We start from the raw sequence: 20,871 nt of genomic DNA, 5'->3' as shown, positions 1-20,871 counted from the left end.
ACAGGAGGCATGCTGTTCATGAGTGCTTTGGTGTCGATTCCGCGGTATCCCGGCGACGTGACCCCGCAATGGCTGTCGGCCGCGCTGAGCGGGCGTGGCGCCGCCGTCGAGGTCGCCGACGTCGACGTGGTCGCGATCGGCACCGGGCAGACCGGTGCCACCTACCGGATATGCGCCCGGTACGCGACGGACCCCGGTGACCTGCCGCAGACCTTCGTCATCAAGCTCCCGGCCCAGGACGACACCGTGCGCGACCGGGTCGTCATCGGATATCGCAGCGAATGCGCGTTCTACTCATCGGTGGCGGACCGGGTGCAGGTACCGACGCCGCAATGCTTCTACTCCGAGATCACCGAGGACGCAATGGATTTTGCGTTGCTCCTCGCCGACCAGGCGCCGGCGGTGCAGGGCGATCAGCTGGCCGGGTGTGGGGAGGCCGAAGCGCGCCTCGCGGTTACCGCGCTGGCCGGGCTGCACGCGCCCAGCTGGTGTGATCCCGTCTGGCTCGACTTCCCGGGCATCGCGTTCGCCAGGCCGGACGAGGCCGGCGCCGGCGGCATGGGCGAAGTGGCGAAGATGAGCGCCGATATCACGCTGGACAAGCTGGGCGACCGGATGAGCGCCGCGGACCGCGAGACGTTCAGCGCGGCAATGGGTTTGGTCACGCCATGGCTGCTTTCCGACTATGACCGGTTCGCGCTGCTGCACGGCGACTATCGCCTGGATAACCTGCTCTTCGATCCGGATCGGACCCGGGTCAGCGTGGTCGACTGGCAGACGCTCGGCGTCGGTTTGCCGGCCAGGGATCTCGCCTACTTCACCGCGACGAGTCTCAATTCCCAGCTGCGCGCGAGCATCGAAGAACGGCTCGTCGCCGACTATCACCGCGCCTTGGTGGCGTGCGGGGTCACCGGCTATGACCGCGAAACATGTTGGCATGATTACCGGCTCGGTGTGCTGCAGGCGCCGCTGATCTCGGCGCTGGGTTTTGCTTTCGCCGCCGCCACCGACCGCGGCGACGACATGGTGCTTGCCATGCTCAGCCGCGGCTGTCAGGCGATCCGCGAGCTGGGGACGCTGGAACTAATCGGCTGACACCCCTACAGGTCGCCGGTGAAATCCGCGCTGAGCCAGCGGTCGGGGCGGATCGTGAACAACACCTCTTCCACACCCTCCATGCTGCGGATGAACGCGCGGCCGCCTTCCTCGCCGAGGTAGCGGATGGCGACGGCCTCCTGCACGTCGGCTGGGGCGGGCTTGGTGGTCTCGACGATCGTGCCCTCGACGACCACGTATTGGTAGGGGGGCTCCTCGCGCTGGACCACCAGCGTCACCTTGCCTGCCCGCTCGATGAGCCGCGCCTTGCGGCTGGCCGCCCCGGTCATGATCCGGACGTCGCCACCGGGGGTGTAGTCGTACCAGATCGGGACGCTGGCGGGCGGTCGGCCGTCGCCGGCGTCGACGGACAGCACGGCCACGTGCTTGGCGGCCAGAAACTCCTGACGTTCGCTCTCGGTGAAAGCTTTCATGTGCCCTGCAAGCGCCGACCCCGTCGAATATATTCCCGGATCGGGCGGCAGCTCAGTATTGCGTCGAGCCCTGATCGACCGGGATGCGGGCGGCGGTGACCTTGCGGGACTCATCGCTGGCCAGCCAGCACACCGTATCGGCGATCTCCTCCGGCTCGGCAACCCAGTCGGGCAGGAACGGGGTGAGGACATTGGACAGCTGGGGGTTGGTCTCCATGGCCTTGCCCACCGCCGCGACCATGTCGCCCGTTCCCATCGGAGTGTTCACCGGCCCGGGATGAACGCTGTTCACGCGGATCGAATGCTTGCCCAGCTCGGCGGCGAAAGCCCGCGCCATTCCGGTGACGGCATGCTTGCTTGCCGTGTAGTGAATCATGAACGGCTGCATCTTCATGCCGGCCGCGGAACTGATCAGAATGATGGAGCCACCGCGGCCCCCCGCGATGATCTTGTCCGCGCCGGCCATCACGGTGTTCCAGGTGCCAGTCACGTTGATGTCCATGACGTCGCGGAAGTTTTCCGGCGTGATGTCGTTCCAGGCCTGCGGGGCCGCGACCCCGGCGTTGGCGACGATGATGTCGAGCCGCCCGAGGGCGGCGACACCGTCGTCGACCGCCTTGCGCAGCCCCTCGAAGTCCCGGGTGTCCACCACCGAGGCGATGATCCGGCGATTCGTTTCCTCAACCAGGCGAACGGTCTCGCTCAGATCGTCGGGAGTCGCCGGGTCGTAGGGGACGCAGGACGGCAGCTTGCCGGCGATGTCGACGGCGATGATGTCGGCGCCCTCCCGCGCCAGACGAACGGCGTGCGCACGGCCCTGCCCGCGCGCGGCTCCGGTGATGAATGCCACCCTGCCCGCAAGCTTTCCGCTCATAGTTTGCTCCCCTAGTGGTACGGCCGCTCTTATCGCTGAGCCGCCTTGACGAGGTTCGATCCGATGATCAAACGCTGAATCTCGCTGGTGCCTTCGTATAGTCGCAGCAGACGCACGTCGCGGTAGATGCGCTCGACGGCGACGCCACGCATGTAGCCGCTGCCGCCGTGGATTTGAACCGCGAGATCCGCGACGTTGCCCGCCATTTCGGTGCAGAAGAGTTTGGCCGCCGACGGGGCGATTCTGCGATCCTGGCCTGCGACCCACTGCCGGGCGGCATCGCGCACCAGTGCCCGGCCGGCCATCACCGCGGTCTGCTGATCGGCGAGCATCGCCTGCACCAACTGGAAGTTTCCGATCGGCGTTCCGCCCTGGGTCGCGGTGGCGGCATACGAGACCGATTCGTCGAGCGCGCGTTGAGCGGCGCCCACCGCGAGGGCGGCGATGTGCACCCGCCCCCGGGCCAGCGAGGTCATCGCCGCTCGATATCCGATGTCTTCGCTGCCGCCGATCAGCGCGTCGGATCCGACGCGGACGTCGTCGAAGCTGACGTCGGCCGTCCAGGCACCTTCCTGTCCCATCTTGGCGTCCTTGGCCCCCACCTCGACGCCCGCGGCATCCGCGGGCACCAGGAAGACGGCGATTCCGGGGCCCTGGTCGTCGGCCGGCCGGGTCCGCGCGAACACGACGAACAGATTGGCGACGGGCGCATTCGTGATGAAACGCTTCTGCCCGGAGATCACCCAATCGTCTTCGTCGCGAACGGCTTTGGTGCGCAGACCGGCCGGATTGGATCCGGCGCCCGGTTCGGTCAGCGCGAAGGAGGCGACGACGTCGCCCGTGGCAATCGATTCCAGCCAGCGGGATTTCTGCTCATCGGTGCCGAAGCCCACCAGGACCTGTCCGGCGATGCCGTTGTTGGTGCCGAACATCGAACGCAGTGCCAGGGATGTGTAGCCCAACTCCATCGCGAGCTCGACGTCTTGCACGAGGTTCAGGCCCAGGCCGCCCCACTCCTGCGGAATCGCGTAGCCGAACAGGCCCATCTTCTTGGCCTCGTCGCGGAGGTCGTCCGGAACGCGGTCCTGTTCGAGGATCTCCTGCTCGCGGGGCACGACGGCGCTGCGGACGAATTGCCTTGTCTGAGCGAGGATCTCTCGGAAATCGTCGTCCGAGACTTCGGCGAATTCGGCGGTGGCCATCGGCTCCACGCTCCTCTCCTGGCCCGGGGCACCCCGGTTCAGAGCAGGATCCTATATCAAATATGATATTTGCCTTGAGGGTGTCCGATGGTGGAGACAACAGTGAAGGATGTGACCAGGTGTCGTTGTTGGCAGGTCAGACCGCGGTAATCACGGGCGGAGCGCAAGGACTGGGGCTTGCCATCGCGGAGCGCTTTGTCGCCGAGGGCGCCCGGGTTGTGCTCGGCGACGTCAACCTCGAGGAAACCCAGGTCGTGGCCAAGCAATTGGGCGGTGATGACGTAGCGGTCGCGGTCCGCTGTGATGTCACTCAGGCGTCCGACGTCGAAACCCTGATCCAAACCGCGGTTGATCGCTTCGGCACCCTGGACATCATGGTCAACAACGCCGGCATCACCCGCGATGCGACCATGCGCAAGATGACCGAGGAGCAGTTCGATCAGGTCATCGCCGTGCATTTGAAGGGGACCTGGAACGGCACTCGGCTCGCGGCGGCGGTCATGCGCGAAAACAAGCGTGGCGCGATCATCAACATGTCCTCGGTGTCGGGCAAGGTCGGCATGGTCGGGCAGACCAACTACTCGGCGGCTAAGGCGGGCATCGTCGGCATGACCAAAGCCGCGGCCAAAGAGCTGGCTTACCTGGGCGTCCGGGTAAACGCGATCGCGCCCGGTTTGATCCGCTCCGCCATGACAGAGGCTATGCCGCAGCGCATTTGGGATTCAAAGGTTGCCGAGGTGCCGATGGGGCGGGCCGGCGAGCCCAGCGAAGTCGCCAGCGTGGCGCTGTTTTTGGCGTCCGACCTGTCGTCGTACATGACCGGCACCGTCATGGAAATCACGGGCGGCCGACACCTATGAGTGCGGTCCGTGAAGCCGTTGTCTGTGAACCCGTCAGGACGCCGATCGGGCGCTACGGCGGAATGTTCAAGGCGCTGACCGCGGTCGACCTCGGCGTCGCCGCCCTGAAGGGGCTATTGGAGCGGACCGGGCTGGCGCCCGAGGCCGTGCAAGACGTCGTCCTGGGCCACTGCTATCCCAGTAGCGAGGCGCCGGCGATCGGGCGTGTCGTGGCGCTGGACTCGGGCCTGCCGGTGACGGTTCCCGGTATGCAGGTCGACCGGCGCTGCGGCTCGGGTTTGCAGGCGGTCATCCAGGCGTGTCTGCAAGTGGGCAGCGGCAACAACGATCTCGTCATCGCCGGCGGCTGCGAAAGCATGAGCAACGTCGCCTTCTACTCCACCGACATGCGCTGGGGCGGCGCCCGTAGCGGCGTCCGGGTGCACGACGGGCTGGCCCGTGGACGCACCACCGCCGGTGGCCGGCACTACCCGGTGCCCGGCGGCATGCTGGAAACTGCCGAGAATCTGCGCCGCCAGTACGACATCTCGCGCCAGGAGCAAGACGAGCTGGCGGTGTGGTCGCACCAGCGCGCGGTGGCCGCGCAGAAGGACGGCATCCTGTCCGAGGAGATCATTCCCGTTGCGGTGCCCGGCCGCCACGGCGAGGAACTGATCGACACCGACGAGCATCCGCGCGCCGACGCATCGGTCGAGTCGTTGAGCAAGCTGAAACCCGTCCTGCGGAATGAGGATTCGGAGGCCACCGTCACCGCCGGCAACGCCAGCGGGCAGAACGACGCGGCGTCGATGTGCGTGGTGACCACACCCGAGAAGGCCGCCGAGTACGGTCTGAAGCCCCTGGTGCGCCTGGTGTCGTGGGCGGTGGCGGGGGTCGCGCCCAACATCATGGGAATCGGGCCGGTGCCGGCGACCGAGGACGCGCTGGCCAAGGCCGGCCTGCGGCTGTCCGACATCGATCTCATCGAACTCAACGAAGCCTTCGCCGCGCAAGCGCTCGCTGTCATGCGGGAATGGAATTTCGGTGCCGCCGACCACGAGCGCACCAACGTGCACGGCTCCGGCATCTCCCTCGGCCACCCGGTCGGTGCGACGGGTGGGCGGATGCTGGCCAGCCTGGCGCGCGAGCTCAACCGCCGCGAGGCGCGCTACGGGTTGGAGACCATGTGCATCGGCGGCGGTCAGGGACTGGCCGCGGTGTTCGAGCGGGTCGCCCCGACGTGACCGGGCCCCTGAGCGGCCTCACCGTCGTCGAGGTGTCCAGCTTCGTCGCCGCCCCGCTGTGCGGCATGACGCTCAATCAGCTTGGCGCGGAGGTGATCCGCATCGATCCGATCGGTGGCGCGTCCGACGTGCACCGTTGGCCGCTTGCGCCGGACGGCACATCGATCTACTGGACCGGGCTGAACAAGGGAAAGCGCTCGGCCACCATCGATTTGCGGTCCCCCGAAGGGCAGGAGCTGGTCCAGCGGCTCATCGTCGAGGGGGACGGCGTGGTGGTGACCAACGCCGCCGGCCTGTCCTGGCTCAGCCACGACGTGTTGACGAACAAGCGGCCCGACGTCATCCACGTGCAGCTGCTCGGACGTGGCGATGGTTCCACCGGAGTGGATTACACAATCAACGCCGGCATCGGATTCCCGCTCGTCACCGGCCCCGCCGAGCACGCCGGCCCGATCAACCACGTGCTGCCGGCGTGGGACGTGTGCTGCGGCCTGTACGCGGCGCTGGCCGTCGTCACCGCCGTCCGCCGCCGCGACGAAAGCGGTGCGGGCGCGCGGATCAGCGTGGCGCTCGAGGATGTCGCGCTGGCCACCGCCGGAAACCTGGGACTGCTGACCGAGCCCCAAGTCACCGGCACGCAACGGCAGCGCCTGGGCAACGCCATCTACGGACAGTACGGACAGGACTTCACCAGCCGCGACGGCGCCCGGTTCATGGTTGTCACCCTGACCCGCAGGCACTTTCGCGACCTGGTTGACGTGACGGGCACCGGTACCGCGGTAGACGCTCTCGCTGAGGCGCTGGGTGTCGACTTCGGCTCCGAGGGTGACCGCTACCGATACCGCGACGTGCTGTCCGGCCTCTTCGGCACCTGGTTCGCCGACCACACCGCCGAGGAGACCACCGCCGCGCTGTCGGCCACCACGGTGCTCTACGAGCGGTACCGGACCTTCGCAGAGGTCGCGGCGGGCCCGAAAGTGACTGCCAACCCACTGTTTTCCCTCCTGCGCCAGGAAGGCCTGGGCGACTACTTCGCCCCCGGCCTGCCGGTCGCGTTCGACGGTGCCCACCCCGCCGGCACGTCCGCGCCGGCCTTGGGGCAAGACACCGCCGACGTCCTCGAGCGGCGTTTGGGATTGACCAGGGCCGACATCGGACGCTTGACAGACGCGAAGACAATCGCTTGCTGAGCAAGCCAATACGGAAAGACAGCGCATGACCAAACTCGCCCAGACCCTGGGGTTGACCGAATTCCAGACCGAAATCATCGCCACCGTACGGCAATTCGTCGACAAGGAAGTCATCCCCAATGCCGCGGAACTCGACCGCGGGGACACCTACCCGCAGGACATCGTCGACCGGATGCGCGACATGGGCCTGTTCGGGCTGATGATTCCGGAGGAGTACGGCGGTTTGGGGGAGTCGCTGTTGACGTACGCGCTGTGCGTCGAAGAGCTGGCGCGCGGTTGGATGAGCGTGTCCGGGGTGCTCAACACGCATTTCATCGTGGCCTACATGCTGCGCCAGCACGGCACTGATGCGCAGAAGCAACGGTTCCTGCCGCGCATGGCGACCGGCGAGACGCGGGGGTCCTTCTCGATGTCGGAGCCAGAGCTGGGCTCCGACGTCGCCGCCATCCGGACTCGGGCGGTGCGCAATCCGAACGGCGACTACACCATCAACGGCCAAAAGATGTGGCTGACCAACGGCGGGAGCTCGACGCTGATCGCGGTGCTGGTTCGCACCGATGAAGGGGCCGACAAGCCGCACCGGAACCTGACCACCTTCCTGGTCGAGAAGCCAACGGGTTTCGGCGAAGTCGTGCCGGGCCTGGTCATACCCGGCAAGATCGACAAGCTGGGCTACAAGGGAATCGACACCACCGAACTCATCTTCGACGGCTACCAGGCGAGCGCCGACGACATTCTCGGCGGTGGCCCCGGCCAGGGCTTCTTCCAGATGATGGACGGCATCGAAGTCGGCAGGGTCAACGTGTCGGCCCGAGCGTGCGGTGTCGGCGTCCGGGCCTTCGAGCTCGCGGTTCGCTACGCCCAGCAGCGCCACACCTTCGGCAAGCCCATCGCCGAGCACCAGGCCATCGCGTTCCAGCTGGCCGAGATGGCCACCAAGATCGAAGCGGCACACCTGATGATGGTCAATGCGGCCCGGCTGAAAGACTCGGGGGAGCGCAACGACGTCGCCGCGGGGATGGCCAAATACCTGTGCAGCGAGTATTGCACCGAGGTCACCCAACAGAGTTTCCGGATCCACGGCGGCTACGGCTATTCCAAGGAATACGAGGTCGAGCGGCTGATGCGTGACGCTCCGTTCCTGCTGATCGGCGAGGGGACCAGCGAAATCCAGAAGAACATCATCAGCAAGCGACTACTCGCCGAATACCAGGTGTAGCGATGACGACCCCGGATTTCGCCGCGCGACCGCAACTTTCGGACGATGTCGCGCGCTTCATCCGCCGGAGAATCTTCGATGGCACCTACGTTGCGGGGTCCTACGTCCGCCTGGACCAATTGGCCGCCGAGTTGGGAATCAGCGTCACACCGGTGCGGGAGGCGCTCTTCGCCCTGCGCGCGGAAGGCCTGATCGCGCAACAGCCCCGACGGGGCTTCATGGTGCTGCCGGTGACGGGCCGCGACGTCACCGACGTCGCGAACCTGCAGGCCCACGTCGGTGGCGAACTCGCGGCGCGGGCCGCGATCAACATCACCGATGACCAACTCCGCGAACTCAAACAGATCCAGGCGGAACTCGAAGACGCGTACGCCGGCGATGACGACGAGCGGACGGTGGGTCTCAACCACCAATTCCACCGCGCCATCAACGTTGCCGCGGACTCGCCAAAGCTCGCCCAGCTGATGTCGCAGATCACCCGCTACGCACCGGAATCGGTGTTCCCCGCCATCCAAGGTTGGCCCGAGCAGTCGATGCGGGACCATCGGCGGATTCTGTCCGCGCTGAAGAAGCGCGACGAGGAGCTCGCCCGCGCGGCGATGTCGCAACATCTTGCCGCGGGCGCCGTTCCGTTGATCGATCACCTCACCGCGCGCGGCGTCGTCGTCGACTGCGCCTCGGCGGACTGATGGTTGTTCCCCCGCGCGCCTCGGCATAGGCTGCCTGGCAGGGGGCAACAACTTAAGCGAGGAAAAGTGCCCCGAACGATTACCGCGGCGTGCCTGTTCGTTTCGGTCGTGACGGCCGTCGCCCTAGCACCGCCGGCGCTGGCCGATCCGCTCGACCCCATCCCCGGCAACGGTGTCTTTGTCGTAGGCCCTGACATCGCGCCCGGCCTCTACCACACCGGCGGGTCCGGATCGGCCTTCGGTGTCTGGATCAACAACGTGCCCACTCAGGACTCGATGTGCTCCTGGTTCACCTACAGCACACCCGACGCGAACAAGGACCATGTGCTGCAGACGAATACGTCGATCGGTCCGATGTACGCGAACATCAACACCTCGGTCAAGGCCTTCGAGTCGCAGAACTGCCAGCCCTGGACCCGGGTCTCCTAACGCTGGTCCGCGCGGGGTTCTGATCGCGAAAAGCGTTGCGGTAGCTCTGCGGTGGCACTCCCACCAATCGGCGGAACTGCTCGCGAAAATTCGTCGCCGACGCGAATCCGACCAGCCGCGAGATGTTTTCGACACTGTCTGAGCTCGTCTCCAGCAGCTCCTCGGCGTGCCGGATCCGAATGCCGTTCAGCCACTGCATCGGCGTTTGACCTGTTTCGGTTTTGAACCGCCGGTTCAGGGTTCGTTCGCTGGTGGCGGCCTGACGGGCGATCTCGCCGAGGGTCAGCGGGAGGTGCGCATTGCTCTCCAGCCAGACCAGTAAACCGTCGAGCTCGGTGTGGGACTTCCCGCGATTGCGGATGACGAATTGAGCTTGGTCCCCGGTGCGGTGCAGGGGCGTGACGGCCAACCGGGCGGCGTCGGCGGCCACCGCGGAGCCGTAGTCGCGCGCGACCATGTGCAGGCATAAGTCGAGCCCCGCGGATGCCCCGGCCGAAGTGAGAATCTGGCCTTCGTCGACGTATAGCGCCGCGGCGTCGAGTTTGACCCCTGGATATCGGGCCGCGAACAAGTCGGCGGCCACCCAATGGGTGGTCGCACGTTTGCCGTCCAGGATTCCCGCGGCGGCGACGGTGAAGCTACCGCTGCAGATGGACGCGATCCGAATCCCCTTGTCGTACGCCGACTTCAGCGCCACGACGACGTCCTCGCACACCGGCACGGTGACGTCATTGCGTCCGGGCACCACGATGGTGTCCGCGTCGTCGAGCACTTCCAGGCCGTAGTCGGTGGCGATCCGGATCGGTCCGGCCGGCACGACGGGCTCGCACCCACATACCCGCACGCCATACCCGGGCGCGCCGGTGGCGAGGTTGACGCGACTGAAAACCTCGATCGCGATGGCGAGGTCGAACGCGATGACGTCCGCCTCGGCCAGAATCGCAACGGAATGCATGCTTGGCAATATACCGGTGCATAGTGTCAATCCAGCCACTGGTGCGGTTGGCCCAAATCCAGTGACTATGACGGAGTGCATGCGCAAATCGTGTTGTACGACGGTTTCGATCCGCTCGACGTGATTGCGCCGTTCGAGGTGCTGGCGGCGGGCAGTGAGTGTGCGGGAGGCGACCTTTGGGTTGAGTTGGTGTCGGCCGAAGGGCCGCGCAGCGTCACCAGCGGCACTCGCGGTTTGACGCTGAGCGCCACCGCCGCGCTCGACCCATCGGTGCCCGGTTGCGTGATCGTGCCGGGCGCCAGCGGACGCGTAGCCGGCGACCCGGACGACGGTGTCGAGACCATCCCGGTGCTGCTGGCCCGAGCGGCTCAGACGGAGCTGACACCGCTGTTAGGGAAGGCGTTTGGCAATCCGGAGATGACCGTGGCCGGTGTCTGCGGCGGGTCGGTGGTGATGGCGATGTCGGGGTTGATCGAGGGGCGCCACGCGGTGACCCATCACTTGGGGTTGGACTTGCTCGACGCCGCCGGCGTGCGTGCGGTCGCCGCACGGGTGGTCGACGACGGGGACCTGGTCACCGCCGGCGGGGTGACGTCCGGGCTGGATCTGGGCCTGTACTTGCTGGATCGGTGGTACGGCCCACGGATCGCGCACGCCGTCGAGAAGCTTTTCGAATACGAGCGTCGGGGCACCGTGTGGCGCGCGGCGGGACGAGAACCGGTGGAGGCTTAGATTGGGCATCGAGGGTGAGTGGGACGTGAAGATCAAGACGCCGATCGGCACGCTCGCGGTCCGGTACGTGTTCACCGACCTGGGCGACGGACTGGCCGGCACGGCCACCTACAAGAATGAGACAGTCTCGTTGCAGGACTTGACGTCCAGCGCAGCCGCGGACGGGACCCGGGTGACTGGCGGCAATCCGTGACCAAGCCCATGCGGCTCAATTTGGCCTTCGACGTCGTGGTCGACGGAGAGTCGATGAGTGGACATTCGCGGGCGGGGCGGCTGCCCCGGTCGGCGGTCTCCGGCATCCGGCTCTGATGGACCGGCGGTCAGCCCGCCAACGTCTCGGCCAACATCTCGCGCAGTCGTCCGGTGTCGACCTTGCCGGTGCCGCCGAGCGGAACGTCGTCGGCCGATGCCAACAGCAGCCACACCGTCGGTACCTTGAAGGCGCTCAGCAGCTTTCGTGCGTCCCGACCCAGCCGCTCGGTGGACACCGCGCCGTCGCACACCACGGCCGCGCCGACCCGGTCGCCCGCCGCTCCGGGCACGCTGGTGACGAAGGCGCAATGGACCCCGTCGATGGTGCGCAGCGCGCGTTCCACCTCGCTGGGGTACACAGTGGCCCCGCTGACCTTGAACATGTCGTCGGAACGCCCGCGGTAGAACAGGAATCCCTCCTCGTCGAAGTAGCCCAGGTCGCCGGTGGGGTAGAAGCCGTCGGCGGTGAACAGTTCTTCCCGGCCGCGACCGCAGATGCCGCGCAGCGTGTGCGGTCCCCGAATCTGGATCATGCCCACCGATCCGGCCGGCACTGGCTCGCCGCTGCCCGGAGCCACGACGCGAACCTCCATGCCGCCGAACGGTTTTCCGCAGCTGACCCATGCCGTCTTGGGCATGTCGGTATCGGCGGAATAGCCGCAGTATGGACCGAACGCCTCGGTCATGCCGAACAACGTGGCCCGAGCCCCGGGCTGGGCCCGCTGGTCGGGCGGGAGCAGCGCCTGCAGGCTCCCAGGCCGCAGGGCCGACAGATCGGCGCCGACCGTGGCGGCATGCCTGGCCAACGTCTCCGCCTGGTCCGGCCAGCCGCGAAACAGCGTCACCCGCTCGGCTTCCAGCAGGCGCAGCGTGGTCTCCGGCCGCGGGATCTCCTCCGTCACCAGGGTCGCGCCGGCCAACAGCGTGGACAGGATTCCGCTGCCGAAGCCGCCCACCCAGAAGAACGGCATGGGTAGATACAGCCGGGTGTCGGTGGTGATGCAGCGCGCGGCCAGGCCCGACCGTACGGCCCCCAGCGCACTGCCGTGAGAATGCAGGACCCCCTTGTGGGCCCCACTGCTGCCGGAGGTGAACATGATGACCAACGGGTCTGCGGCCGTGACAGTCTCAGTCATGGCATCCACGATTCGGCGGACCGGCTCGGCGGCGGTGGCGTCGGCGAGCCGGTCGGTCGTCCAGACCTGACGCAAGGCAGGAAGTTCGGGCTGCAGGTCGGCAAGCTCCTCGAGATAGCGATGGCCGCGAAATTCGTCCACGCTGATCAGGAACTGCACGGCCGCGACACGCAACTGCGCGGCGAGCTCTACTGCCTGCAGCAGCGTGCTCAGCGGTACCAGCACGGCACCGATTCGCGTCAGCGCGACAGCGACCTGCACCCAGCGAGCACAATTGGGCATGATCAGGCCCACCCGAGTGCCCTTGCCCACACCGGCTTCGATGAACACCGCGGCCAATTCGCCTGTGGTGAAGTCGAGTTCGCGATAGCTGATCCGCGATATAGGGTCGATGACCATCGGTGTGTCGCCGTCGTGGTCGGAGCGGAACCGTACCAGTCCGTCGATGGTGTCAGGCATCGAAGAGCTCTCTCAGTCCCCGTGTGTCGACCTTGCCGCTGGAGAGCAACGGCAGTTGGGAGCGCGACACGGCGAGAAGCCGCCGCGGGATCTTGTACGCCGACAATTCCGCCTTCAGGCCGTCGCGCAGCGCCGCCTCGTCGAGCGCGGCGCCGTCCGGGACCACCACGGCCGCCGCGACCAGTTGTCCGCGCTGGGCATCGGGGACACCCACGACGTGGGCCGTCAACCCGCCGGTGACCCTGCCGATGGCCCGCTCCACCTCGTCGGCGGAGACGTTGGCGCCCGCCGTTTTGATCATCGTGGTGAGCCGGCCGAGGTAGTAGAAGAATCCGTCGGCGTCGGCGCGCACCAAATCGCCGGTGTGGAACCAGCCGTCGGCGTCGAAGCATTCCTCGCGACTGCGTCGGTAGTAGCCCTGCATCACATACGGTCCGCGGATGCACAGTTCTCCGGCCTCACCGACGCCGACCCGAAGGCCGGTTTCGGTGTCGATGACTTTGGTGTCGAAGCCGGGTGCCGGCTTGCCGAACGATCCGCGCCGGTTCTCGGGCTGATCGGTTTCGTCGTCGCTGATCAGCACGACGCTGCCGGCTTCGGTCATGCCCAGCATGTTGTGCCGTAGTTCCGGGTCGGCCGGTCGGACGCCGGGCGCCATGATGGCGTACAGGTTGCCCCGCCGCAGCGATGACAGATCCCGTCGCGGGAAGCTCGGATGATCGGCCAGGTGTGCGATGCCGGCGCTGAAACCATTAGTCATGCTGGGTCTTTCGGCTTCGAGCAAGTCGAGCGTCTCAGCGGGATCGGTGGCATTGGAGCACACCAGCGTCGACCCGGCAACCAGAGTGGCGAGTAGCCCGAACGCGAAACCGCCGATCCAGAAGAAGGGCGAATTGCAGAACAGCTTGTCCTCGGCCGTCAAACCGCGGATCGTGTTGAGATTCCGTTGGTGTCCGAGCAGCGCCGCGTGGGTGTGCACGACCCCCTTGGGGGCACTGGTGGAGCCCGACGTGTACACGATGGCCACGGGATCGCAACCGTGGACATCGCCTTGCGTCGCCGCGAGCAGCTCGGGGGCCACGGTCTCGGCCAGCCCGTAGAACCGTTCGATGTCGCGGACGCGGCGCGGCGCCCCCGGGCGGTAGCCGATGCCGACCTGCCGCAGTTGAGGCGCGGTTGGGGAGAACAAGCGCCGGTCGGATTGGAACTCAGGGTCCGACAGCACCTGTTCGAGCCGTTGAACATAGTCGTGGGTACGGAAAGTCGCTGCAATCAAGAGGATTTCGACGTCGCTGTCGAGGAGCTGCTCGCCCATCTCGCGACCGGTGACGAACGTGGAAAAGGGCACCACCACGGCACCGATCCGCGCCGCCGCCAGCATTGCGACGACGAACTCGGGCCCGTTGGGGTAGAGCAGGCCGACATGGGAGCCCTTGCCGGCCCCGATGGCGAGCAGCCCGCGGGCAAGCTTTGCCGAGCGGACCTCGGCCTCCCGGTAACTGGTGCGCTCACCGTCGCAGACGAGTAGCGAATGGTCACCACGCGAGTGGGCCTGGTGGGCCAGGACCCCGGCGACCGTCGTGGTGTCACCGCGCATGGTCGCTGTGGGCGGGTGCACTGAAAAATTGCTGGACCGCACCGAGATCGGCTTTACCCGACGGTGTCCGCGGAATGGCGTCGACGATCGCGATCTTGGTGGGGATCTCATAGCGCGCCAGCCGCGTTCGCAGATAGTCCACCAGTGCGTCGCATTCGACGCCGGCGGGCTCGCGCAGTTCCACCATGGCGGCCGGCGTCGCGCCGAGGCGTTCGTCGGGCCGTCCGACCACCGCCGCTGCGGCCACCGCGGGGTGGCTCTCCAGGGCGGTGCGCACGTCGTCGGGCATCACCTTGAATCCGCCGCGGATGATCGCCTGGTCGGCCCGGCCGACGATCCAGACGAAGCCGTCCGCGTCGATGCGTGCCATGTCCGTGGTCCGCATCCACTGAGCGGACGGCCCCAGTTGTCCCGGCTTGACTTCGAGCAGACCGACCTGGTCAGGGTCGAGCGGCGTGCCGTCATCGGCGACCACCCGGAGCTGCGTGCCGGGGTTGGCGCGGCCGACGCTACCCTGTTTGGTGGGCCAATATCGCTGGTAATCGGGCAGCGTCCAGCCGGCCACGCCGCCGCCGAACTCGGTCGCGGCGTATGAGGTCAACACCGGGATGCCGTACTTGTCGGTGAAGGCATCGGCGTCGTCGGCCGTCAGCGGGGCCGTGCCGCAGGTGACCGCGCGGATGCTCTCCAGGTCGGATCTCGGCACGTCGGAGTGCAACACCGTCCGCAGGGCCGCGGGTACCAGCGATACGGTGCGCGGCCGGTGCCTGCGCACGGCCTCTGCCCACGCAGTCAGCTCGAATCGCTCGAGCAGCGCGAACGACCTCCCCTCGACGATGCATTGCAGCACGCGGAAAACACCGCCGATGTGCACCAGCGGCGAGTTGACGATCGCGACGCTGCGCCGCAGCTCGATGGGCGCCGGGGCGCGGCCGGCCTCGGCGCCCATCACGCTGCGGGCCAGCGTGTCGTAGCCGAGGTCGATGCGTTTGGGCGGACCCGTCGTGCCGCTGGTCAACATGCGCACCGCGACGCCCGGGCGTGCGTCGCTCTCGCGTGCCGGCGGAACCGTCAGGCAGGCAGCCTGGGGCTCGTCCAATCGACCCGAGATCGCCACGGTCCTCGCGTCGATCGTCGGGGGCACCAATGTCGTCAGGTCGTCGTGTTCCCCGATGATCAGCGGCAGCCGCAGCCTGGCGATGTCGGCCCGTGTGCGCTCGTCACCGCGAGACGGGTTGATAACGACGACGGTGCCGCCGCCCAGCAGCACCCCGAGAAAGGCCGCCACCTGACCGGGGCGGTTGCGCAGCAGCATCCCGACTTCGCCACCAGCGGTGAGGGCGGCGATGCGCTGTGCCATGGCGCGAACCCTCGCCCACGAAATCCATTGGCCGTCAAACTCGATCGCGCGCGCGTCCGGATCCAGGTCGAGGACGTCGGCGATGCGCTGACTGAGCGGGTTAGGAGGCATCAGCGGATTTTCGGGGTGCGGGTGGGGTCTTCGCCGCCGGAATTCCGCTGGGCGGCAAGTTCCGCCGCCCCGAGCGGGTTGCCCAATCGGGTATAGATCAGTCCCTGCTCCATGGCTGCGCGATACGGCTTGTCGAGCGACTCCCAAATCGCCTTCACCGTGCCCTGAGTCGCGGTCGGCGGCTTGGCGGCGATCGTCGCGGCAATCTCGTACGCGCGGCCCCACAGCTCCTCGGCGGGGACGACTTCCGACACCAGTCCGATCCGTAGCGCGGTGTCGGCGCTGACCCGCTCGTCGTTGCCCATCAGGGCGATGCGTAGCGTCTCGCCGAGGCCGATGCGCCTCATCAGGCCGATCGGCTCCAGCGCGCAGACCAGGCCGGCGGATACGTGCGAGTCGAAAAACGTCGCATCCTGCGAGCAGATGACCACGTCGGATTCGTTGATGAAGTAGAACGCGCCCGCGGTGCACATGCCCCGAACTGCGCACACGACCGGCTTCCACATCTTCTGCCACTTGGGGCTGAGAGCCTCGCCGGGATCCTCGTGATTCCAGATGTTTTCGGGCTGCCCGTAGGGGGTTTTGATGTCCAGCCCCGCGCTGAACGCGCGATCACCGGCGGCCCGCAGCACGACCGCGTTGACCGAGTCGTCGAGTTTGACCAGCTGCCAGGCGCGGGCCATCTCCTCACACATGGTGCGGTTGAACGCGTTCAGCTGCGTGGGCCGGTTCAGCGTGATGGTCGCGACCCGGTCGGTCTCGTCGACCTCGAGCAGGATGGTCTCGAACGTCATCGACACTGCCAATCGGGCTTGCGTTTCTCGACGAAGGCCTTGGGCCCTTCGGCCGCGTCCTCGGTGCGCAACACGCGCTCGCGGAACGTTTCGGCCATGATCTCGGCTTCGTGCAGCGGCACATTGAGACCCTTAAGGATGGCCAGACGAGTTCCCCGAACCGCCAGCGGAGCATTGGAGTTGACGATGCCGGCGATCTCGTGCGCCCGCTCGAGAAGCCGGTCTTGCTCGACGATTTCGCTGATCAGACCCAGTTCGTAGGCGCGTTGTGCGCTCATCCGCTCGTGCTTGCCCATCAACGCCATTCGCAGGGCAATGGAGCGGGGCAGCACGCGCGACACCCGCACCATCTCGCGTCCGGCCACCAGCCCGATGCTGACGTGCGGATCGAAGAAAGTTGCTTGCTCCGAGGCGATCACGATGTCCGATGTGGTGACCCAGTCCATTCCGGCCCCGCAGCACAACCCATTGACCGCGGCGAGCACCGGCTTGGCGGCCGTGCGAAATGGGGGGGTGCCCTCCTGCGGTGCCTCCCATTGGTCGTAGGTCGACAGGTAGGGGCGCTCGTAGATCACCTTGCCGTCTTCGGGAATGGCGTTGACGTCGGCGCCCGTGCAGAACGCGCGGCCGGTGCCGGTCACGATGGTCAGCCAGACCTTGTCGTCGTTCTCGGCCTCGTCGTAGGCGGCCCGCAGCTCGGTGATCATGTGCGGGCTGAGGGCGTTGAGGGCGTCCGGACGGTTCAGCGTGATGGTGGCGGTATGCCCGTCGACGTCGTAGTTGATGGTGTCGAACGAGTCAGTAGGCATCCTGCTCCCTCATCGGCCCTGAAATTTCGGCGTCCGTCGCTGCCGGAAGGCTTCCAGGCCTTCCTTGAAATCGGCTGTCCGGCAGGACAGCTCGAGATTGAACAGCTCCTGGGTCATGGCTTGGCTCAGCGTGGCCTGTTGGCCGAAGCTCAGGGCCTGCTTGGTAAGCCCGATCGCCGCGGTCGGACCGCAAACCAGCCGCTCGAGCAATTCCTCGGCGGCACCATCGAGCTCGGCAGGGTCGACCGCTTGGTGGATCAATCCCCAGTCGGCCGCATCCTTCGCACTGACCTTCTCGCCGAGCAGCAGCATTCGTCTGGCCCGCGCCAGGCCGACCAGCCGGGGCAGCAGCCAGGTGGCTCCCGAGTCGGGGCTGAAGCCCCGGTCCACGAAGGGCTCCCAGAACACCGCATCGGTGGCGGCGACGGTGAAGTCGGCTGCCAGTGCGAGATTGCAGCCGAACCCCGCGGCCCATCCTCGCACGCTACAGAGCACCGGCAGCTGGATGCTCGCCACCAGCTCGATCACGCGATGAGCGGCATGGGGGATCCGCCGCACGAGATCGCCGGTGCGGGGGCGCTCCCGGTCGTTGGCGGCGACCCAGTCCACTCCGGCGCAGAAGTCGTCGCCGCCACGGATGTGAACCGCGCGCAACGAATCGTCGGCGGCGGCATCGGTCAACGCCTCGACCATGGAACCAATCATTGCCTGGTTCAACGAGTTACGCCGGGATGGACGATCCAGCGTCAGCCGCAACACAGCGCCGTCCCGGCGCACTGTCACCGCACCGTCGGCACCGGCCGTGTCGGCCTCCTGACTCACCGTCGAATCCGGCCTTTCTGCCGATACGGTTACCCATACAGTAGGCAATACGATTGATACGCTGTATAAGTTAGCAGGGTACGCCGCCGCCGGAAATAGCCGGGCCGGAACCCGAGCGAAAAGAGACAAGCATGGCCTTGCAGGAGGGGCGAGCGGAGGGGCGGGCCGCACCAGAGTCGCCGGGCACCGGCGACGCCAAATTCGGCGAGCGGCCCCTCGCCCAGACCGTGGCCGCCGCCGGCGCCATGCGGCGCCTGAGTTCGCTGCTGCTGTCACTCGAACATCCGCATCCGACGGTCGACACCATGGTGGAGAAGTTCGCCCAGTGGGAGCGCGAGCTCGCGGCCGCAGCTCCGGTGGACAACGCACCCCGGATCGGCGACTTCCCCGACGACCCCCGGCGCGTCTATCTCAACCACGCGACGGACATTGGCGCCTACAACCCGTGCTTTCCGGAGTATCTGTTCGACCACCTCGATTCCGAGCAGGCGACCGGGCGGGTCAACTTCCCGCTGGTCTACGAGGGCCCGCCGGGATTGGTGCACGGCGGCTTCCTGGGGGTCTTCTTCGACTGCGTCATCCAACACCACAACTGCGTCGCAGGTCTCTCGGGCAAGACGCGGTCATTGGTGGTGACGTTCCGCCGTCCCACGCCCGCGTTGACCGAGCTGCGGTTCGACATCGCTCGCTCGCAGAACGAGCGCGGTGTCGCCTCGACAGCGCGGCTGCTGCTCGACGGCGAAGTGCTTTGCACCGGCGAGGTGAGCACGTTGGCGTCACCACCGGAAAAGCTGGCCGGGTTTCAATTCGGCAGGCGGCGAAAGGAGTCCGACAGATGACTGCCCCGGGCGCTCAGGACGATCGTGTGCTGTTCGAGGTCGACCGCGACCGCCGCATCGCGACGATCACGCTGAACAATCCCGCGCAACACAACTCCTACGACGCCGCCATGCGCGAGGCCGTCGCCCGCTGTTTGGATCGGGTGGCCGAGGACGACGACCTCACGGTGGTGCTGTTGCGTGGAGCCGGTGGCGTCTTCTCCACCGGGGCCGACATGAACAACGCGTACGGCTGGTACGGCAAGAAGGGCAAGGCGGGCGACGACGCGTCGGCCAAGCGCCGCCCCAGCCAGCGCCGGCGACTCGCCGTGGACCGCAAGTCTTTTGGCTTCTACCACAACTTCATGGGCTTTCCCAAGGTCACGGTGGGTGAGATCGCCGGGTATGCGCTCGGCGGCGGGTTCGAGATGGCACTGATGACCGACATCTCCGTGATAGCGCGTGACACCAAGATCGGCATGCCGGCGACCCGCTTCCTCGGCCCGGCGCTCGGCAGCCTGCACATGTTCTTCCACCGGCTGGGCCCGGTGCTGGCCCGGCGCCTACTGCTCACCGGCGACGTCATCGAGGCCGGCGAGCTCGAGCATCTCGGAATTTTCACCGACACATGCGATTCAGCCGCCGTTCCGGCGCGTGCGCGGTACTGGGCCGAGAAGGCGGCGAAGATGCCCGCCGACGGAGTGGTGATCGCCAAGGAAGCGTTCCGTCTCGTCGAACAGAGCCAGGCGTACCAGGGTGAGGAAGTCGCCAGCTATCTCTTCCACGCCTTCGGCACCAACCTGCAATTCGGGCCGGACGAGTTCAACTTCGTCAAAACCCGCGCACAGCACGGAACAAAGGAAGCGTTCCGGCTCCGCGATGAATATTTCGAGGTACCGAAACCCGAAGCGTGATAACCCGATACGTGGTTGGCTAGCGTGCGGCCGGAGCTTTGGTGCGCGCCCGCGAGCCGGGCGACTTGGCCGCCTTGCGTTGCCGCGACGGCGCCGGCTTGCCGGCTTTCGATCCCTTGCCCTCCTCGATCAACCGGCTGGCGTGATCGAGGATGCAACCGAGGCCATATTCGAAATTGGTTTCGTCGGGTGCGCCGATGCGGTGACCGATCCGGCTTACTTGCGCGAGTAGGGGGGTTTTCTCGGGATCGATGGCGACGGCGTCCTCGATGGCGCGCGCACCCTCGTCGGAGGATTGGTTTTTTTCGTACAGCCGCTGCAGCACCACCGACCCGCGAACGTGCACCGAAACCGCCGAGTACGTATCGAAGGCATCCTCCGGCGTCAGGCCGGCCTCAACCAGATTGGCGATCGCCTTCTCCATCTCCTCGGCGCCCAACCGCGCCGCCTTCGGGCTGAGCGCGGCCCGAATCAGAATCAGGTCGCACAGAATTGGGTTGCCCATGAACGTCTTACGCATCAGGCGCGCGTGGTTGCGCAGCGTCTCGCGCCAGTCGCTGGCCTCGACGTAGGGGGTGGCGAACACATACTTGCTCAACGCGCGATCTGTCATCGCGTTGAGCAGGTCGTCCTTCTTGCGGAAGTACCAGTAGATACTGGTCACCCCGACACCGAGATGTTTGCCGAGCAGCGGCATGCTCAAGTTGTCGATCGATACTCGCTCCGCGAGTTCGAATGCGCCACTGATGATGTCATCGGGATTGATGGATCCGCGTTCGCGTCGTTGACGCTTATCGGCGGTAGCCTGCTTTGCCACTACGGGCACCTCCATCACGATGTATCCTGTGCATACGGTCGGAGAGCTGTGCAAGCTCACCTGCGCATACGCTGGCGTTT

The 20,871-nt window shown here is 66.7% G+C and carries 21 protein-coding genes and 1 pseudogene; 11 read left to right on the top strand and 11 right to left on the bottom strand.

The genetic code is table 11. The annotated features are described in order from the left end of the window. Positions 1-18: 18 nt before the first annotated feature. A complete protein-coding gene (locus H7J89_RS18315) occupies positions 19-1,095 on the top strand; it encodes a phosphotransferase family protein (RefSeq protein ID WP_264045292.1) in 1,077 nt (358 codons plus the stop codon). Between the two features lie 5 nt (positions 1,096-1,100). Here the strand turns inward: H7J89_RS18315 and H7J89_RS18310 are convergent, their stop codons facing one another. The 3 genes from H7J89_RS18310 to H7J89_RS18300 are packed head-to-tail and all read right to left on the bottom strand — an operon-like array spanning position 1,101 to position 3,605. Next, the gene (locus H7J89_RS18310) at positions 1,101-1,529 is read right to left on the bottom strand and encodes a pyridoxamine 5'-phosphate oxidase family protein (RefSeq protein WP_264045291.1); all 429 of its coding nucleotides are present in this window, start codon (positions 1,527-1,529) and stop codon (positions 1,101-1,103) included. Between the two features lie 52 nt (positions 1,530-1,581). Further along, positions 1,582-2,403 (bottom strand): mycofactocin-coupled SDR family oxidoreductase, encoded by an 822-nt coding sequence (locus tag H7J89_RS18305; RefSeq protein WP_264045289.1) that lies wholly within the window; start codon positions 2,401-2,403, stop codon positions 1,582-1,584. 29 nt (positions 2,404-2,432) lie between these two features. Beyond that, a complete protein-coding gene (locus H7J89_RS18300; RefSeq protein WP_264045288.1) occupies positions 2,433-3,605 on the bottom strand; it encodes an acyl-CoA dehydrogenase family protein in 1,173 nt (390 codons plus the stop codon). A 62-nt stretch (positions 3,606-3,667) separates the two neighbouring features. On the opposite strand from H7J89_RS18300, the gene fabG reads away from it, so the two are divergent. The 6 genes from fabG to H7J89_RS18270 all read left to right on the top strand — a co-directional run bounded on the left by fabG (position 3,668) and on the right by H7J89_RS18270 (position 9,215). Continuing rightward, positions 3,668-4,465, top strand: a complete 798-nt coding sequence (gene fabG / locus H7J89_RS18295; protein ID WP_264045287.1) for a 3-oxoacyl-ACP reductase FabG — start codon at positions 3,668-3,670, stop codon at positions 4,463-4,465. Next, positions 4,462-5,688, top strand: coding sequence for an acetyl-CoA C-acetyltransferase (locus tag H7J89_RS18290; protein WP_264045286.1), 1,227 nt, complete (start codon positions 4,462-4,464; stop codon positions 5,686-5,688). Before fabG ends, H7J89_RS18290 begins: the two co-directional genes overlap by 4 nt. A gap of 65 nt (positions 5,689-5,753) precedes the next feature. Further along, positions 5,754-6,878, top strand: a complete 1,125-nt coding sequence (locus H7J89_RS18285) for a CoA transferase (protein WP_264046067.1) — start codon at positions 5,754-5,756, stop codon at positions 6,876-6,878. A 25-nt stretch (positions 6,879-6,903) separates the two neighbouring features. Continuing rightward, the gene (locus tag H7J89_RS18280) at positions 6,904-8,097 is read left to right on the top strand and encodes an acyl-CoA dehydrogenase family protein (protein ID WP_264045285.1); all 1,194 of its coding nucleotides are present in this window, start codon (positions 6,904-6,906) and stop codon (positions 8,095-8,097) included. A 2-nt stretch (positions 8,098-8,099) separates the two neighbouring features. After that, the gene (locus H7J89_RS18275; protein WP_264045284.1) at positions 8,100-8,786 is read left to right on the top strand and encodes a GntR family transcriptional regulator; all 687 of its coding nucleotides are present in this window, start codon (positions 8,100-8,102) and stop codon (positions 8,784-8,786) included. Between the two features lie 66 nt (positions 8,787-8,852). Then, a complete protein-coding gene (locus H7J89_RS18270; RefSeq protein WP_264045282.1) occupies positions 8,853-9,215 on the top strand; it encodes an Rv1352/Rv1906c domain-containing protein in 363 nt (120 codons plus the stop codon). Here the strand turns inward: H7J89_RS18270 and H7J89_RS18265 are convergent. Beyond that, complete coding sequence (locus tag H7J89_RS18265; protein WP_264045280.1) at positions 9,166-10,170, bottom strand: GlxA family transcriptional regulator; 1,005 nt, start codon at positions 10,168-10,170, stop codon at positions 9,166-9,168. The genes H7J89_RS18270 and H7J89_RS18265 overlap by 50 nt on opposite strands. A 75-nt stretch (positions 10,171-10,245) precedes the next feature. Here H7J89_RS18265 and H7J89_RS18260 point away from each other — a divergent pair, with 75 nt between their 5' ends. Beyond that, positions 10,246-10,902, top strand: a complete 657-nt coding sequence (locus H7J89_RS18260; protein WP_264045278.1) for a DJ-1/PfpI family protein — start codon at positions 10,246-10,248, stop codon at positions 10,900-10,902. Position 10,903: 1 nt separating this feature from the next. Next, positions 10,904-11,211, top strand: a pseudogene (locus H7J89_RS18255) (hypothetical protein). Between the two features lie 11 nt (positions 11,212-11,222). On the opposite strand, the gene H7J89_RS18250 reads toward H7J89_RS18255, so the two are convergent. From H7J89_RS18250 to H7J89_RS18225, 6 genes are read right to left on the bottom strand one after another with little or no spacing between them, the layout of a single operon-like run. Then, positions 11,223-12,749, bottom strand: coding sequence for a class I adenylate-forming enzyme family protein (locus tag H7J89_RS18250; protein ID WP_264045276.1), 1,527 nt, complete (start codon positions 12,747-12,749; stop codon positions 11,223-11,225). After that, positions 12,742-14,346: a class I adenylate-forming enzyme family protein gene (locus H7J89_RS18245; RefSeq protein ID WP_264046066.1), complete on the bottom strand. Its 1,605-nt coding sequence runs from the start codon at positions 14,344-14,346 to the stop codon at positions 12,742-12,744. The genes H7J89_RS18250 and H7J89_RS18245 overlap by 8 nt, the downstream gene beginning before the upstream one ends. After that, entirely contained in the window at positions 14,336-15,817 is a 1,482-nt protein-coding gene (locus H7J89_RS18240) for a class I adenylate-forming enzyme family protein (RefSeq protein WP_264045274.1), read from the bottom strand. Before H7J89_RS18240 ends, H7J89_RS18245 begins: the two co-directional genes overlap by 11 nt. Beyond that, the gene (locus tag H7J89_RS18235; RefSeq protein WP_372513794.1) at positions 15,817-16,611 is read right to left on the bottom strand and encodes an enoyl-CoA hydratase/isomerase family protein; all 795 of its coding nucleotides are present in this window, start codon (positions 16,609-16,611) and stop codon (positions 15,817-15,819) included. Before H7J89_RS18235 ends, H7J89_RS18240 begins: the two co-directional genes overlap by 1 nt. Next, positions 16,608-17,420 (bottom strand): enoyl-CoA hydratase/isomerase family protein, encoded by an 813-nt coding sequence (locus H7J89_RS18230; protein ID WP_264045268.1) that lies wholly within the window; start codon positions 17,418-17,420, stop codon positions 16,608-16,610. The genes H7J89_RS18235 and H7J89_RS18230 overlap by 4 nt, the downstream gene beginning before the upstream one ends. A 9-nt stretch (positions 17,421-17,429) precedes the next feature. After that, positions 17,430-18,242 (bottom strand): enoyl-CoA hydratase/isomerase family protein, encoded by an 813-nt coding sequence (locus tag H7J89_RS18225; protein ID WP_264045267.1) that lies wholly within the window; start codon positions 18,240-18,242, stop codon positions 17,430-17,432. A 131-nt stretch (positions 18,243-18,373) separates the two neighbouring features. Here H7J89_RS18225 and H7J89_RS18220 point away from each other — a divergent pair, with 131 nt between their 5' ends. Next, positions 18,374-19,081: a hotdog family protein gene (locus H7J89_RS18220; RefSeq protein WP_264045265.1), complete on the top strand. Its 708-nt coding sequence runs from the start codon at positions 18,374-18,376 to the stop codon at positions 19,079-19,081. Next, positions 19,078-19,974: an enoyl-CoA hydratase/isomerase family protein gene (locus tag H7J89_RS18215; protein WP_264045263.1), complete on the top strand. Its 897-nt coding sequence runs from the start codon at positions 19,078-19,080 to the stop codon at positions 19,972-19,974. Before H7J89_RS18220 ends, H7J89_RS18215 begins: the two co-directional genes overlap by 4 nt. Before the next feature lie 19 nt (positions 19,975-19,993). On the opposite strand, the gene H7J89_RS18210 is transcribed toward H7J89_RS18215, so the two are convergent. Further along, the gene (locus H7J89_RS18210; protein ID WP_264045261.1) at positions 19,994-20,806 is read right to left on the bottom strand and encodes a TetR/AcrR family transcriptional regulator; all 813 of its coding nucleotides are present in this window, start codon (positions 20,804-20,806) and stop codon (positions 19,994-19,996) included. Positions 20,807-20,871: the final 65 nt, after the last annotated feature.

The sequence above is a fragment of the Mycobacterium paraffinicum genome (assembly GCF_025822865.1).
Classification (GTDB): Bacteria; Actinomycetota; Actinomycetes; order Mycobacteriales; family Mycobacteriaceae; genus Mycobacterium; species Mycobacterium paraffinicum.
The sequence above is the reverse complement of the archived record's forward strand: the minus strand, read 5'-3'. Positions and strand labels throughout refer to the sequence as shown.